Origin of the sequence: Bradyrhizobium tunisiense (assembly GCF_042263385.1) — a bacterium.
Classification (GTDB): domain Bacteria; phylum Pseudomonadota; class Alphaproteobacteria; order Rhizobiales; family Xanthobacteraceae; genus Bradyrhizobium; species Bradyrhizobium tunisiense.
Map to the genome: position 1 here is coordinate 36,832 of NZ_JBHLEV010000007.1, position 12,768 is coordinate 49,599.

Below are 12,768 nucleotides of genomic sequence, written 5' to 3' on the forward strand. Positions count from 1 at the left end.
ATTGTATTTTAATGCGCTACCCGGCCACGGCCATATGCCGAAGGACATAGAGGACCGGGCCGAGGCAAAGTTGATGTTGGACGCGTCCGCCAAGCAGGGGATCCTCAAGCCCATCCGGGTCGTGCTCGTCGATCGGCAGCCGATCGTCCTGCAGGGGTTGAAGTCGGTACTCGGGACGCAGCAGGATTTCGATGTCGTCGCATCGACCTGCGACTGGACAAGCTGCCTCGGGGCCATTCGGAGTTTGACACCCGACGTGGCGCTCATTGCCGACGCCCTGCCGGACGCGACGGCATCCGACATCCTCGCGATCGTGAAAGCCGAGAAGCTTTCCACGCGCCTGGTGTTCTTTACCGAATCGGACAGCGACCACAATCTGACGGCTGCGATTGCCGTCGGCGCCTGCAGCGCAATTTCGAAATATTCCGCTCCTGCCACCATGCTGCGATCACTGCGGCTGATGACAAAGAGCGGTGTGTCGCTGGAGCAGTCCGATCTCCTGCCAACCGGCAAGGAAGCCGACGGCGGCGGCAAGATCGAGAAGATGCTTGAGCTATTGACCCCCCGAGAACTCCAGATCGTTCGACTGGTCTCGGAAGGAATGTCGAACAAGGAGATCGCGCGCACGCTCGACGTTTCCCAGGGGACTGTCAAAGTCCACCTGCACAACATCTTTCAGAAGCTCGAGATCACCAACAGAACGGTGCTCGCCACCATCTCATTACTGCAACGCACCTCTGGCTTCAGCGCGCTCGCCCTGGGCTTTCTGGCGTTCGCAATTGCCGACGAACTCAAGGCGTCGGAAGCCAACGACGTGTTTGCCCATGACGACGGTCCCGGTCAGATGGACGAGCCCACCGGACACGAGGTCTGGAAAAAAGCCATCCTGCAGCATCTCATCGTCTCGAAATCCGGCGGGGCGCCTGCTTTCACGGAGAGGGACTTGCTTGCCAAAGCAAGCCTCGCCGAGAACCCGGCCGCGGCCATGGAAGCGCTGCGTACCGCGGAGCAATTCCTGGGCTCGAAGCAGTGGAAAGATGGCGGTCCGGTTGGATCGAGCACGAGCAGTCTTCCAGCGCATCTGCCGCGGGCAACCAGCGACACGGAGATTGGCGTTGGCGCAGGCTCGGAACATCAAATCCCACGGCTTGCTTCCAATCCGATCCCGGTTCATGGAGGGTATGGCACCTTCGCCGCTCTCGCCGGGGCATTGATCTACGATCTCAGCGACTCTCATCTCGCCGCGCAGGCGCGTGAACTGGATCAGGCATCGATCGACAGCTTCCTGGCTGGCATCGGAGACAAGGCCATCGCAAAGCTGGCCGCGGTGCGTGATGCTGACACCGATCATGCGGACAACATCGACACGAATTTCCTTTCGCACGATTTCAGTCCGCATTCTGCCTTTGTGACCCCTGGAAATGGCGTCACGCAAGAAAGCGCGCAGGGCCAAGCGGGGCCAGACACCGCCGGTCGCGACGTCCAAAAGCCCGTGGGGCTATTGGACTCCGGTCACGATTCCGGTGCGGACGGATACAGCCGCGATCAGCTGATGGGGGGCGACGTTGTCAACATTGCGTCCCGCTCCCCAATCGATTCCAAGTCTGTCTCTTCCGACGCTGTCTCTTCCGACTCCGTCTCGGATGTCGCGACCGGGCCGGGCAGGCTCAATCTTGCGGCATTCGGAGGGCTGGCTTTTCTGCATTTGACAACGGCAGTCAAATCCATCCCGCCACATACCCTCGCCTGGATCTACGACCCCGCAAGCAATCAAACGATCGTCTATGTCAATCCGACCGACCATCCCCTCGATATCGGGGACCACGGCCTACTCGAAATCCATCTACAGGGAATTGTATCCGTTGCGGCGACGGATCTCGTTCATCAGTCTGAAGGTACGGCCGTCGCGGTGACCTTGGAGCAACTCGAACAGGCGCTGATGGCGGCCACGATCGATGAGGCCGCCCTGACTACGAACAGCGGCCGCGCGCGCGAGGATTCCGGCGCGGCCGCCGTTTGGAGCGCTTCGGCCGATGACGGTTTCAGTTTCCAATTCGCACACGTTCGAACTGGCTCCGGAACGTCGGCAAAGTCCAACGGCTTCGGGAGCGATGCGGCGGATACAACGGAAGAGAGTGCCAGTGCGTCCGGTGTGCCGGCTTACGGATCATCAATCGCGCCCGGTCATGGTGAATCGCCTCCGGCCGTGGAAAATCTCTTCGCAAAGAATGTGCCGACTAATCCGAACACCGGGGCTCCGTCGACGCAGCAGAGCGAATTGGTCCAACCTGGCTTCAACGCCGCGGACAGTACCGGCCACGGTCATTCGGAGCACGGTGCGGAGCCAGGGTCGGCAAAGGCAGAGATGGCCCAGGCGGAATCCGAGCCCGGCAACGGCGTCGGCCACGGCAATGAGCACCATTCCCAGACTCCGGACACGCCGCCGGGGGCAGCGAAGACTGCAGAGTCAGGCGGCGCCGAGCAAGGCAATGCGGGCCACGCGGCCTCTGCCCACGGAGTGGGAGTGGAAGCGGGCGAGATTTCTGCAAGTCCTGATCACACGGAGCACCGCCACCCACAGCAGGCTGCGGAGCCGGGGTCTGCGGCCGCAGAGATGGCCGAAGCCAAATCCAAGTCCGGCAATGGCGTCGGTCACGGCAATGAGCAGCAGTCCCAGACTCCGGACACGCCGCCGCAGGCAGTGAAGACCACAGAGTCAGGTGGCGCCGGGCAAGGCAATTCGGGTCACGCGGCCTCTGCCCAAGGAGTGGGAGTGGTAGCGGTCGAGATGACCGCAAGTCCGGGTCATACGGAGCACCGCCACTCACAGCATGCTGCGGAGCCGGGGTCTGCGGCCGCAGAGATGGCCGAAGCCAACTCCAAGCCCGGCAACAGCGTCGGTCAAGGCAATGAGCACCAGTCCCAGACTCCGAACACGCCGCCAGGGGCTGTGAAGACCGCAGAGTCGGGCGGCGCCGAGCAAGGCAATTCGGGCCACGCGGGCTCCGCCCAAGGAGTGGTAGCGGTCGAGATGACCGCAAGTCCCGATCATACGGAGCACCGCCACTCGCAGCAGGCTGCGGAGCCGGGGTCTGCGGCCGCGGAGATGGCCGAAGCCAAATCCAAGCCCGGCAATGGCGTCGGGAATGACCAAGAGCACCATTCCCAGACTCCGGACACGCCGCCGCAGGCCGTGAAGACCGCAGAGTCAGGCGGCGCCGGGCAAGGCAATTCGGGCCACGCGGCCTCTGCCCAAGGAGTGGGAGTGGAAGCGGTCGAGATGACCGCAAGTCCCGGTCACACGGAGCACCGCGACTCGAAGCAGGCTGCGGAGCCGGGGCCTGCGGCCGCAGAGATGGCGGAAGCCAAATCCAAGCCCGGCAATGGCGTCGGGAATGACCATGAGCACAATTCTCAAATTCCGGACACGCCGCCCGAGGCCGTGAAGACCGCAGAGTCAGGCGGCGCCGAGCATAGCAATGCAGCCCACGCGTCTTCTGCCAAGGGAGCGGACGCAGGCGAGAGCGTCGCAACTCACGGCAACACAGACGGCAACTCTCAGCAGGTCGTGCATTTCGTTGCAAACCGGTCGGAAGCCGAGCAGCCCGCGAAAACCGCGTTCGAGTTTGGCAGCGCCGATCAGCAACCAGTGTTCCGCTTCGACGGTGAAGACACTCCTTCCACGCTCGTCACTGTCCTCGGGCCGAAAGAACTTGCTGATCCCCACATTACGAACGATCAGAAATCCGCCCCCCAGAAGATCGCTGGAATTGTCCCCGGTGCACTGGACGAACAGGCGGCCAACCACCGCACTGACGATCCACATCACGGCGTTGGACATGCGCACCATGACTGGCTGATTTGAAGCGTTGCATCCTCATCGACAGAATATGGCGGCGGGGAGGGGGACGGCGCGGGGTCCAATGCGGCCTCTGTTGGAACCTGCCTATGGGAACGGGGGAACCGGCAAGGCCGCTCCGAATTAACCTGGGGCAGGACAACAGCGGATACTTCGATGACGAGTGGTCGTTTCGCAAGCTCCATCTATAGCGCTCTCCGCCATCCGGGCGTGATCGCGCTTATTGTGGCCGGCGTGGCGATTGCGGCAATGCTGGTTGTCGACCACGGCCCCTGGAATCGCGCCAAGACCCAGCCGGCTCATGTCGCGATGTATGCAACCACGGGAGAGGCGGCACGGGCCGTTGGCGCCAAGGTGCTTCCAACCACCCCGAAATCGCCGATCGAGCCTGCGCGACCGGGCCCCAAGACATCGCCGACAGTCAATCCCGTGACGCCGTAACTTCGTCAGTCGCTGCAGCTGTGTGAGCCTGCAGCGATGCGGCCCGCGAACGTCGTCTTGCGGCGTTCTCTCGCCTCAGCCCATCACCGACGAGCCGAGCAAGGCGAGGACGGCCAGCGCCATCAGCGCGGTGCCGAGCCAGCCGAGCGCGATCAACCATGACCGCGCCCTGAAGCGGCCCATGATGGCGCGGTTCGACACGATCAGCATCATCATCGCCATGATGGGCACGGCGACGATGCCGTTCAGTACCGCGCTCCAGACCAGCATCTGGATCGAGTCTATTCCCGTGAAGCCGAGGCCGAAGCCGATGATGGTTGCTGCGGCGATGATGGTGTAGAAGCCGACCGCCTCGTCGGGCTTGGCCTCGAGCGTGGCGCGCCAGCCGAAGATCTCCGCGACGCCGTAAGCGGCCGCGCCCGCCAGCACCGGGATCGCGAGCAGGCCCGTGCCGATGATGCCGAGCGCGAACAGCGCGAAGGTGAAGTCTCCGGCGAGCGGCCGCAGCGCTTCGGCGGCCTGCGTCGCCGAATCGATGTTGGTGACGCCGTTGGCGTGCAGCACCGATGCGGTCGTCAGGATGATGAAGAAGGCGATGCCGTTGGAGAGCAGCATGCCGGAGATGGTGTCGGTCTTGATGCGATCGAGTTCGTGATTGCCGCCACGCTTGAGGTCACGGAGCGGCTTGTCGCGTTCGCCCTGGTTCATCTCCTCGACCTCCTGCGAAGCCTGCCAGAAGAACAAATACGGGCTGATCGTGGTGCCGAGCACGGCCACGACCATCATCAGATAGTCGGCGCTGACATTTGCCTTCGGCCACACCGCGGCGAGCAACGCCGTGCTCCACGGGATCTTGACGGTGAAGGCGGTGGCGACATAGGCGAACAGCGCCAAGGTGAGGAATTTCAGCACCGGCGAATAGCGGCGATAGGGCACGAACACCTGCAGCAGGGTCGAGCCCGCCGCGAAGATCAGCGCGTGCTCGTGGTTGAGCCCGCCAATGACGAGCGAGAGCGCCTCGGCCATCGCGGCGATGTCGGCGGCGATGTTGAACGTGTTCGCCGCGACGAGCATGGCGATGAGGCCGAGCACGGCCCAGCGCGGCGCGACCTGCATGACGTTGGCGGCGAGCCCCTTGCCGGTGACGCGGCCGATCCGCGCGCTGACGAGCTGGATCGCGATCATGAACGGCGTGGTCAGAAATACCGTCCACAGCAGCCCGTAGCCGAATTGCGCGCCGGCCTGCGAATAGGTGGCGATGCCCGACGGATCGTCGTCGGCGGCTCCCGTGACCAGACCCGGCCCCAGCCGTTGCAACAGCGTCGGCGCGGATTTCGTCGGGGTGAGGGCGCTGCCGCTCATGGAGTGGACCTCGAGGTAGGACGCGGTGTTTTGAGCAAATGCCAAAGAGGGAACAGTAGTTCCCTGCCGCGCGCGAGGTGCCGCCGTGATTTCTGAAAATACTAATTCGACTTGACCGCCGGGCGAAACACATGTAGAGTGGCATCATCGCAGGACATGCCGGCACTGATGCGGTCCGCAGGGATTGCCCGCGTCGTCCTCGCCGATACGAGGCGGAGGCCGCGGTGCCTCGCTACTTGATGCTGACGAACATGCCCCAGGCGGCGGCCAGCGCGGCACCGGTGAACAGCACCACCGGATTGTCGCAGAACGTGCTGCCATACCTGCAGACGTCCGAGCCGAATTGTCCGAGTTCGTGACGGCTCGCCGAATAGAAAAGTCCCGACAGCACCAGCAATGCGGCGGCGACGTAATACATGAGCGATCTCTCCGAAGCTCTCCCGATTGCGTCCGAACAAGGCGAGCGGACGACATGCTTCAGCATGGCGCGAAGAGATTGCATTCCGCCAAATCCGATGCAGCCAATTTGGCTAAATTTGGTGCCAAAATGCCTGTTTTTCCCCGCGCGGCGTCGGGTTCGCCCTCGCGCACAAAAAAGGCCCCGCACCGCGGGGCCTGGTCTTGTCGGGTCTTGCGAAAACTATCGCCGCGTACCCGCGCCGTAGAGCTCGCGCTCGCGCCCGATGTCCTGCGGAGACAGCGGAGGACTTGCGGCATCGAAGTCGGTCCAGCCGCTCTTCTGCCAGACCGCGCTGCGGTCCTGCAAGTTCACGGATCTTTCGTGCAGAAGCGCATCGAGCCGCGCGCGGTCTTGGTCGGGTACCCTCGCGGACACCAGCGTGCCGCCGCGGCGAACGCCTTCGGCGTAGCGCGATGCATCCTCCTTGGAGACGCCGGCCTGCGTCAGGGCGCCGACGATTCCACCCGTGGCCGCACCGGCGGCCGCTCCGGCTGCGGTAGCTGCCAGCCATCCTGCAGCCACGACCGGCCCGAGGCCGGGAATGGCGAGCAGCCCGAGACCGGCGAGAAGGCCGGCGGCGCCGCCGAGGCCGGCGCCGATGCCGGCACCGGCGCCGGCGCCTTCGGCACGATCGTCGGTGCCGTCGCGGTCACGATCGACCTTGCCGGAGCGCGAGCCGAACCAATTGTCGGAATTGTTGGCGACGATGCTGATGTCGGAGTGCGGCACGCCGGCCGCTTCGAGCCGGGTCACGGCGCGCTCGGCGTCGGAATAATTGTCGTAGAGGCGGGAGATGGTGATTGTCATGTCTTGGATTCCTTACTTGGCGGGGTTCACGTTGCCCTGGAAGTCCAGGGTGACGTCGGTCTTGGTGCCGGCCTTGTCAGCCTTGCCGCGCCAGACGCCCTGGTCGTCCTTCTGCAGGCCGGAGACGTTGGAATATCCGGCGCCTTCGATCCGCGATTTCGCCTGCCCCTCGGTGAAGCTGTTGCGGCCCTCGACCGGCTTGTTCGAGTTGTTCTGGTCCGAGCTGTTGACGGCGTTATTGCCTGGCCCGCTTTGCGCAGGCTGCGACTGGGCGCCCGCGGGCACCGAGGCGAGCAGCAACAAGGTTGCGGCCAGCAGAGTTGAACGTTTCATGTTGTTGTCTCCTGCAAGTGATTGTGCGGCGACAACAAGCGAGATTCGAAATGGTTGCTCGGGTTCGAAGCTGCCGATTTGCCGCGGCCGTCTTGTTCGATTGAGCTTCGCTCAAGCGAGGCCGTTAGGAACGATTGCCACGATGTCCCGTTTTGTCGCTCCGCCTCCACGCAGTCGGGATAGCCGAGGAACTTCGCCTTCGGCGGCTGATTGTCCTCGCTTTCACGGCAGGCGAGGCAGCTCCAACCATGCAATCACGCTATCCATTGTTGAAGAGGTGGACAGCGGAAGAGCATGAGCGCTTGAAGGTGATGGCGGAAGCGGGCCGGCGGCCCGACGAGATTGCCCTCGAGCTCAACCGGAGCGAAGCGGCCGTGAGAGTGCGTGCCTGGCAGCACGGCATCGCGCTGCGCACCGTAACGGCCAAGCGCGGCAAATGAGCCGCGCCGGTGTGCGACCGCAGGCGTGCGGGGCGAGCTTTCTGGAGACGTTGAGCGGAGGCCCTAATTGAACGGGCCGCGTCACTTCACCGGCCGGGCCTCGGCCTGCGTCGTGGCGGGCTCCCAGGGGGCGGGAAGGATGACGCGGATCGGACGCGCCTCGGCGGCGGCTTGAACCGCAGGCCGCGACTGGTCCTTGACGGGCTCGGCCATCGCCACGGTGATCGGGGCCATCAGCATCGCCAGCGCCGTCATCGCAAGTCTCAGATCCAACATCGCAGCCTCCAGGTTCGCTTGTGAACGCGGGGCGCAGCCGTTGGTTCGGGCGGTAACCGGGAACAAGTGGCAATATTTGAAGTTTAAAGAAGACAGGTCCGGATCACCGGGCTGGAGGAGGACACGATGAATATCAAGACCATCATTGCCGCCGCCGTGCTGACGTCGTTTGCCGCGCCTGCGTTCGCACAGGCGTTCTACGTGGTGCAGGACGCCAAGACCAAGAAGTGCACGATCACGGAGTCGAAGCCGACCACCACCGAGACGACGGTCGTCAGCGGCGATACCGTGTACAAGACGAGGTCTGAAGCCGAGGCCGGCATGAAGACCGTCAAGGTCTGCACGTCGAACTAAGAGGGAGGCTGCGCAAGCGGCAAGCAAAAGCCCGCGTGGAGCGATCCGCGCGGGCTTTTGGCATCCTTGGGAGGCGCCGGGAGAATCCGGTCACCCCGCGAGCGACACGTCGATCCGCTCGAATCCGCGCACCGTCGGCAGCGCCACGAAGGCCGGCATAGCCGGCGCCGAAATCGTCCAGCGCCGTCCACGGCCTGGTCGAAGCGGTAGAGCTGCTCGTCGGTGAGCTGGCCGAGCACGCTGTGCGCGCTCTCGCCGTTCGGGGAGGCGCGTTAAGGAACAGAAAGGCCTCGGGCAGCCGTAATGTTCAGATCTTCACACAGACGCCATGGAGCATCACCACCGCACGAAACACGCCTGAAACAGTGCTGAAACCCGATTGTCCTGAACTCCGCGTGCCCGGACCCCGACCAACGAAGCGAAGAGGAGATCATCATGATCCAGATCGGTTCGAAGGAAGAAGTCGCGTTCCTGCTGGCGCTGTTCGGCACCCACACCCAGCCCGTGAAGCGGCCGAAGCCGAAATCGCGGCAAGGCTGAGAGGTTCAAAGCCATGCCCGGTTTGGCCGAATGCCAGAGCCTGTTGCGGCTCCTGATCGCCAGGGGCGATCCCAAGGCCATCCCGCTCGCCAAAGGCGCGATCGACCAGTTCCTGAACACGGCGCCGCTCAGCGCCCGCGGGCGCGGCCTGCGCGTGCTCCAGCGCGACGCACTCGACCAGCATGATGTGGCGGTCGGCGTGCAGCGCTCGTTCGCCGAGACGGTGGACGCCTATATCGAGCGCAAGCTGGCGGAGGACTAGGCTGGCGCATTCGGGCGGCCGGACCGCGGCCATGTCTCGCGTTCCCGGAACCGCTGGATCCCGACAGAATTTTCGTCCCGAAAGAAACCTTTGTCCGCCCCGCGCCTAATACCGCAAAGGATGCGGACATGGCTCGATATTACTTCGACCTTCGCGACGACACGGGAACTGCGCTGGACGAGGAGGGACTGGAATTGTCCAGCCCGCGCGCGGTTCAGGCCGAGGCCGCCAAATCGATTGCCGACATGGCGCGCGACGCCGTCCTGGCCGCCTCGCCCGCGGGCGGCAGGCAAGAGATGGCGATCGACGTTCGCGACGCCAATGGGCCAATCATGCAGGTGAAGTTCTGCTTCGAGATCGATCATCTCGCGTCGCGATCGCGCGCACGCGGTCATTGACGTGTCAGTGACGGCCGGCATCGCGTGGGCGGCGGTGGCGGTTGGGACTGCTCCGAGTCCAGCACGGCGATCTTGCGGCCCAGTTGCCAAACTTCCACCTTGCCGTGCCGCGTGAACTGCTGCGCGAAGGTGAGGGCGGACTCGTCGGACGGGGCCTCGAACGCTTCGGCTGAGCGGAAGACGCCGTTCTCGCCGACGAGGTAAGCGCGATATTGCTGACTCATGTCGGCGCCCTCAGGCCGGGCGAATGCAGCCAGGCGGCGATCTGCATGGCGGTCTCGTCCTGCCGCGCCCGGCGCAGCAGCATCTCGCGGCGGCGCCCCGGCGCCAGCGCACGCGCTTCTTCGCGGCAGCGCGCGGCTTCGTCCGCGAGACGTTCGGTCAGTGTCTTGATATGCTTGATGCGTCGCCGTGTGATCATGGCGCATCTCCCTTGTTCGTGGGGGCGGGAGCGCAACTGGCGTTCTCATCACCGATCTCATGCCAAGGGCCTTGCGGTGACGGAGGAAGTCTAGGCCTGCCGCGGCGGGGAGTCTGTATCTTTTGATACGTGCCGCAGATTAAATTTCGACGTGAATCTGAGCCTGTTGAGCGGCTTACTCAATTTGAGTGCAGGGGGCCCAAGATCTTGAAGCCGCACCCACTTAAGCAAGAGAAGTAATATCTTCCTTGTTCGGTCCCCGTGCGACTATTTTCAATTGTTCATCAGGCAATGGTCGCTGCAAAGTCTTAGCTTCATCCCAAGGCGCTCGTAGCCACACCTGCCACTCCTCCTCGGACGTCAGGAGCACTGGCATTGCCTTGGGGTGGATCGGCTCAACGACCGCATTCGCCTCTGTGGTGAGAAACCCATAAACCTGATGTGGCCCCGGCACGGGCTTCGACTTCGTCCCGCGATCGCCGTTGAACGTCGTCCAGATGCCGGCGAATGCAAACAGCGGACGTGCCTCCGCAAGCGCGAACCACACCACGTCCTTCCTCTTCGTCTCCGGGTTCGGCTCGGGTGCGTATTCGGCAAAGCTGTTGACGGGCACGAGGCAGCGGTGCTCCGGCTTGAGCCAGCCGCGCCAGTGCGGCGAGGAGGTGTTTCGAATGTTGGTCACGGGCGGGCCGGGCTTGCTTGGTGGTGGCGGCATGCCCCAGCGCATCATCACCAGCTCGCGCTCGCCGCGGCCTGCGTCCCGGATGATAGGTGCGGGGTAATCCGGAAACACGCCGGGCATTGCCGGCAAGTTGCCTTCGTAGCGGCGGACGACGCGGAAGAGTTCGGCAATGGCGGCCTGATTGGTCGTGATCGAATAGAGATTGCACATGTGGAGGAATATCCTAGCGCTCGCCGGGCCACCAATATGAAGCTGGATCCTCGGCGGAAATCTTCGTCGGTCTCAGCGCCACCAGCGTACTGCGCTTATATGGGTAGCCACGCACTTGCGAACAGTCCTTGCAGCGCATGTAGCGTTCTAGTTCATGGACGGGCGTCGTCTTGGCACGTCGAATGATGTCGAGGGCTACGGTTTGGTTGGTGTCGCATCCAAGGCATCGAACTTCGAGGTACAAGAAGCCTGCATTGATGGCGTCACCGATCGTCGGCGATGGCTGGGCGGGACCTTTGTAACCAAGCATGCGATAGTTCCACGCCTCGCAGGCCAGCTTGTCGGCTTCCTTCCGAGCTTTCTTGGCCCGCTCGGCCGACATCTTGATCTGAGTGCCGAAGAGGTATTGGCGCGACTTCGTGGACATCCGATCATCAAGGCCATGAGCCAACTCGGTTGGCAAATTATCGATTCCTAGTAGGCGAGGGAGCCTGTCAGCCACTGCTCCTCGTGGGTGTGGAAAACCTCGTCGTCAGTGCTTCGTCGGCTCCTCCTCAACGGGTTCGCCATGTTGGTGCTCAAGCGCCGCGCCGAAGTCGCGGCAATCGAACCGCTCACCGCAGGTCGGGCAAGTCAAAAGGTGGTCGTCCTCATTCGCCGGCTGCCATCCTTCAGTGTGGAACTTGAATCTCATGCGACACTCCGAATTCATTCATCATCCATCAAAGGATCGGGCCGAAAGCCGGGCGGCATAGTTGGCGGGTGGATTCATCGCCTCGATAGCACTCAGGGCAGGGCATTCCTGCCGCCCCGCACTCGCAGGTGCGCGGTCCAAAGGCCGGCCGGTCAGGATGGTTTTCGCAAACCCATCGCTGATTGTCGCTTTGCGCGCAACACTGCATCAAAGGTCCTCCCGCAATCCCTTGAAGAAGGGATGCCGCACCTTCCCCTCGGCTGACTTGGCGCGGTACTCGACCTCGGCCAGCAGCTTCGGTTCGACCCAGATGCCCTTGTGCGCGATACGCTTGGCGTAAGGCTGCGTTCTGCGCCGCAGCGGCTCCAGGCGCTTCTGCAGTTCGGCGGCGGATATCTTGTCGAACCCGTGGTCGACCTTGCCGGCGTAGATGAGGTCATCGCCCTTGCGGCGGCCGAGATAAACGCCGTCCCATTTGCCTTCGTCGAGAGCAAAGCCGGCGATGGTCAGGGTCTCCCGCTGCCGGCAGGTCGTCTTGACCCAATTGTTTCCGGGGCCGCTGCTATAGCGACTGTCGCGAACTTTGGAGACGACACCCTCAAGCCCGACTTTGCAGGCATGGGCGAACATCTCGCGGCCGTCCATCTCGAAGCTTTCGCTGAATTGGACATCGGTGCCGGAAATGATTCTCTTCAGCTCGGCCTTGCGCTCAACCAGCGGAAGGCTGCGAATATCCCGACCGTTGAGATAGAGCAGGTCGAACGCCACCAGCACGATCTTGGATGACTTGCCCTTCAGCTCGTTTTGGAGGACCGAGAAATCCGTCGTGCCGTCGGCGGCGGGGACGACGACTTCGCCGTCGATGACAGCCGAGCCCACCTTGATGTGCCAAGCGTCATCGGCGACCTTCTTGAAGCGCTTGGTCCAATCGTGGCCGCGCCGCGTGTAGATGGTGACCGCGTCGTTGGCGAAGTGAAGCTGGACGCGGTAGCCGTCGAACTTGATCTCGTGAATCCACCGCTCTCCGGACGGCACTCTCTCGACGGAGAATGCCAAGGCCGGTTCAATAAAGCCCGGGAAGGGCGCCTTGACGCCGATCGCCGGGGACTTCCGTTGACGCTGAGACGCCACCAAACAACTCCACGCAACAAACTCTTTGATTCGAATCTTTCCGCGCGGATTCGTTCCGGGAGGTGCCGCCTGGCGAAGGGCAATGAGGAACCAACTGA

The 12,768-nt window shown here is 63.3% G+C and carries 17 protein-coding genes and 1 pseudogene; 6 read left to right on the plus strand and 12 right to left on the minus strand.

What is annotated here, in order from left to right; translation table 11 throughout:
- Positions 1-73: 73 nt before the first annotated feature.
- Together ACFDR6_RS26575 and ACFDR6_RS26580 are read left to right on the plus strand one after the other, a co-directional pair.
- The gene (locus ACFDR6_RS26575) at positions 74-3,865 is read left to right on the plus strand and encodes a LuxR C-terminal-related transcriptional regulator (protein ID WP_375860057.1); all 3,792 of its coding nucleotides are present in this window, start codon (positions 74-76) and stop codon (positions 3,863-3,865) included.
- Positions 3,866-4,015: 150 nt separating this feature from the next.
- Positions 4,016-4,300: a hypothetical protein gene (locus ACFDR6_RS26580; protein WP_375860058.1), complete on the plus strand. Its 285-nt coding sequence runs from the start codon at positions 4,016-4,018 to the stop codon at positions 4,298-4,300.
- Positions 4,301-4,375: 75 nt separating this feature from the next.
- Here the strand turns inward: ACFDR6_RS26580 and ACFDR6_RS26585 are convergent, their stop codons facing one another.
- The 4 genes from ACFDR6_RS26585 to ACFDR6_RS26600 all read right to left on the minus strand — a co-directional run bounded on the left by ACFDR6_RS26585 (position 4,376) and on the right by ACFDR6_RS26600 (position 7,262).
- Positions 4,376-5,662, minus strand: coding sequence for an NRAMP family divalent metal transporter (locus tag ACFDR6_RS26585; RefSeq protein ID WP_375860059.1), 1,287 nt, complete (start codon positions 5,660-5,662; stop codon positions 4,376-4,378).
- A gap of 232 nt (positions 5,663-5,894) precedes the next feature.
- A complete protein-coding gene (locus ACFDR6_RS26590) occupies positions 5,895-6,080 on the minus strand; it encodes a hypothetical protein (protein ID WP_375860060.1) in 186 nt (61 codons plus the stop codon).
- Positions 6,081-6,302: 222 nt separating this feature from the next.
- Positions 6,303-6,929 carry a hypothetical protein gene (locus ACFDR6_RS26595; protein ID WP_375860061.1) on the minus strand — a complete coding sequence of 209 codons (627 nt, stop codon included), beginning with the start codon at positions 6,927-6,929 and terminating at the stop codon, positions 6,303-6,305.
- A gap of 12 nt (positions 6,930-6,941) precedes the next feature.
- Complete coding sequence (locus tag ACFDR6_RS26600) at positions 6,942-7,262, minus strand: hypothetical protein (RefSeq protein ID WP_212090656.1); 321 nt, start codon at positions 7,260-7,262, stop codon at positions 6,942-6,944.
- Between the two features lie 248 nt (positions 7,263-7,510).
- Here ACFDR6_RS26600 and ACFDR6_RS26605 point away from each other — a divergent pair, with 248 nt between their 5' ends.
- Positions 7,511-7,702 (plus strand): hypothetical protein, encoded by a 192-nt coding sequence (locus tag ACFDR6_RS26605; RefSeq protein ID WP_375860062.1) that lies wholly within the window; start codon positions 7,511-7,513, stop codon positions 7,700-7,702.
- 81 nt (positions 7,703-7,783) lie between these two features.
- Here ACFDR6_RS26605 and ACFDR6_RS26610 read toward each other — a convergent pair whose 3' ends face one another.
- A complete protein-coding gene (locus tag ACFDR6_RS26610; RefSeq protein ID WP_375860063.1) occupies positions 7,784-7,978 on the minus strand; it encodes a hypothetical protein in 195 nt (64 codons plus the stop codon).
- Positions 7,979-8,104: 126 nt separating this feature from the next.
- On the opposite strand from ACFDR6_RS26610, the gene ACFDR6_RS26615 reads away from it, so the two are divergent.
- Positions 8,105-8,332, plus strand: coding sequence for a hypothetical protein (locus tag ACFDR6_RS26615; protein ID WP_211419921.1), 228 nt, complete (start codon positions 8,105-8,107; stop codon positions 8,330-8,332).
- A 173-nt stretch (positions 8,333-8,505) separates the two neighbouring features.
- On the opposite strand, the pseudogene ACFDR6_RS26620 reads toward ACFDR6_RS26615, so the two are convergent.
- A pseudogene (locus tag ACFDR6_RS26620) lies at positions 8,506-8,595 on the minus strand (EAL domain-containing protein); the annotation flags it as partial.
- Between the two features lie 290 nt (positions 8,596-8,885).
- Here ACFDR6_RS26620 and ACFDR6_RS26625 point away from each other — a divergent pair.
- A complete protein-coding gene (locus ACFDR6_RS26625; RefSeq protein WP_375860064.1) occupies positions 8,886-9,134 on the plus strand; it encodes a hypothetical protein in 249 nt (82 codons plus the stop codon).
- Positions 9,135-9,262: 128 nt separating this feature from the next.
- Positions 9,263-9,532, plus strand: a complete 270-nt coding sequence (locus tag ACFDR6_RS26630) for a DUF6894 family protein (protein ID WP_212090668.1) — start codon at positions 9,263-9,265, stop codon at positions 9,530-9,532.
- Here the strand turns inward: ACFDR6_RS26630 and ACFDR6_RS26635 are convergent.
- From ACFDR6_RS26635 to ligD, 6 genes are all read right to left on the minus strand, one after another.
- On the minus strand, positions 9,526-9,756 hold the full coding sequence (locus ACFDR6_RS26635) for a hypothetical protein (protein ID WP_317243179.1): 231 nt from the start codon (positions 9,754-9,756) through the stop codon (positions 9,526-9,528). The two genes, ACFDR6_RS26630 and ACFDR6_RS26635, sit on opposite strands and share 7 nt — an antisense overlap.
- Positions 9,753-9,953 (minus strand): hypothetical protein, encoded by a 201-nt coding sequence (locus ACFDR6_RS26640; RefSeq protein ID WP_212090687.1) that lies wholly within the window; start codon positions 9,951-9,953, stop codon positions 9,753-9,755. Before ACFDR6_RS26640 ends, ACFDR6_RS26635 begins: the two co-directional genes overlap by 4 nt.
- A gap of 223 nt (positions 9,954-10,176) precedes the next feature.
- Complete coding sequence (locus tag ACFDR6_RS26645; RefSeq protein ID WP_375860065.1) at positions 10,177-10,845, minus strand: SOS response-associated peptidase; 669 nt, start codon at positions 10,843-10,845, stop codon at positions 10,177-10,179.
- A gap of 13 nt (positions 10,846-10,858) precedes the next feature.
- Positions 10,859-11,272 (minus strand): hypothetical protein, encoded by a 414-nt coding sequence (locus tag ACFDR6_RS26650; RefSeq protein ID WP_375860066.1) that lies wholly within the window; start codon positions 11,270-11,272, stop codon positions 10,859-10,861.
- Between the two features lie 105 nt (positions 11,273-11,377).
- Positions 11,378-11,539 carry a hypothetical protein gene (locus ACFDR6_RS26655; RefSeq protein ID WP_375860067.1) on the minus strand — a complete coding sequence of 54 codons (162 nt, stop codon included), beginning with the start codon at positions 11,537-11,539 and terminating at the stop codon, positions 11,378-11,380.
- Positions 11,540-11,746: 207 nt separating this feature from the next.
- Positions 11,747-12,670, minus strand: a complete 924-nt coding sequence (ligD, locus tag ACFDR6_RS26660; protein WP_375860234.1) for a non-homologous end-joining DNA ligase — start codon at positions 12,668-12,670, stop codon at positions 11,747-11,749.
- Positions 12,671-12,768: the final 98 nt, after the last annotated feature.

Coding starts and splice junctions, on each gene's coding strand:
- ACFDR6_RS26575 (WP_375860057.1), top strand. CDS start 74: ATGTTGGACGCGTCCGCCAAGCAGGGGATCCTCAAGCCCATCCGGGTC.
- ACFDR6_RS26580 (WP_375860058.1), top strand. CDS start 4,016: ATGACGAGTGGTCGTTTCGCAAGCTCCATCTATAGCGCTCTCCGCCAT.
- ACFDR6_RS26585 (WP_375860059.1), bottom strand. CDS start 5,662: ATGAGCGGCAGCGCCCTCACCCCGACGAAATCCGCGCCGACGCTGTTG.
- ACFDR6_RS26590 (WP_375860060.1), bottom strand. CDS start 6,080: ATGTATTACGTCGCCGCCGCATTGCTGGTGCTGTCGGGACTTTTCTAT.
- ACFDR6_RS26595 (WP_375860061.1), bottom strand. CDS start 6,929: ATGACAATCACCATCTCCCGCCTCTACGACAATTATTCCGACGCCGAG.
- ACFDR6_RS26600 (WP_212090656.1), bottom strand. CDS start 7,262: ATGAAACGTTCAACTCTGCTGGCCGCAACCTTGTTGCTGCTCGCCTCG.
- ACFDR6_RS26605 (WP_375860062.1), top strand. CDS start 7,511: ATGCAATCACGCTATCCATTGTTGAAGAGGTGGACAGCGGAAGAGCAT.
- ACFDR6_RS26610 (WP_375860063.1), bottom strand. CDS start 7,978: ATGTTGGATCTGAGACTTGCGATGACGGCGCTGGCGATGCTGATGGCC.
- ACFDR6_RS26615 (WP_211419921.1), top strand. CDS start 8,105: ATGAATATCAAGACCATCATTGCCGCCGCCGTGCTGACGTCGTTTGCC.
- ACFDR6_RS26625 (WP_375860064.1), top strand. CDS start 8,886: ATGCCCGGTTTGGCCGAATGCCAGAGCCTGTTGCGGCTCCTGATCGCC.
- ACFDR6_RS26630 (WP_212090668.1), top strand. CDS start 9,263: ATGGCTCGATATTACTTCGACCTTCGCGACGACACGGGAACTGCGCTG.
- ACFDR6_RS26635 (WP_317243179.1), bottom strand. CDS start 9,756: ATGAGTCAGCAATATCGCGCTTACCTCGTCGGCGAGAACGGCGTCTTC.
- ACFDR6_RS26640 (WP_212090687.1), bottom strand. CDS start 9,953: ATGATCACACGGCGACGCATCAAGCATATCAAGACACTGACCGAACGT.
- ACFDR6_RS26645 (WP_375860065.1), bottom strand. CDS start 10,845: ATGTGCAATCTCTATTCGATCACGACCAATCAGGCCGCCATTGCCGAA.
- ACFDR6_RS26650 (WP_375860066.1), bottom strand. CDS start 11,272: ATGTCCACGAAGTCGCGCCAATACCTCTTCGGCACTCAGATCAAGATG.
- ACFDR6_RS26655 (WP_375860067.1), bottom strand. CDS start 11,539: ATGAGATTCAAGTTCCACACTGAAGGATGGCAGCCGGCGAATGAGGAC.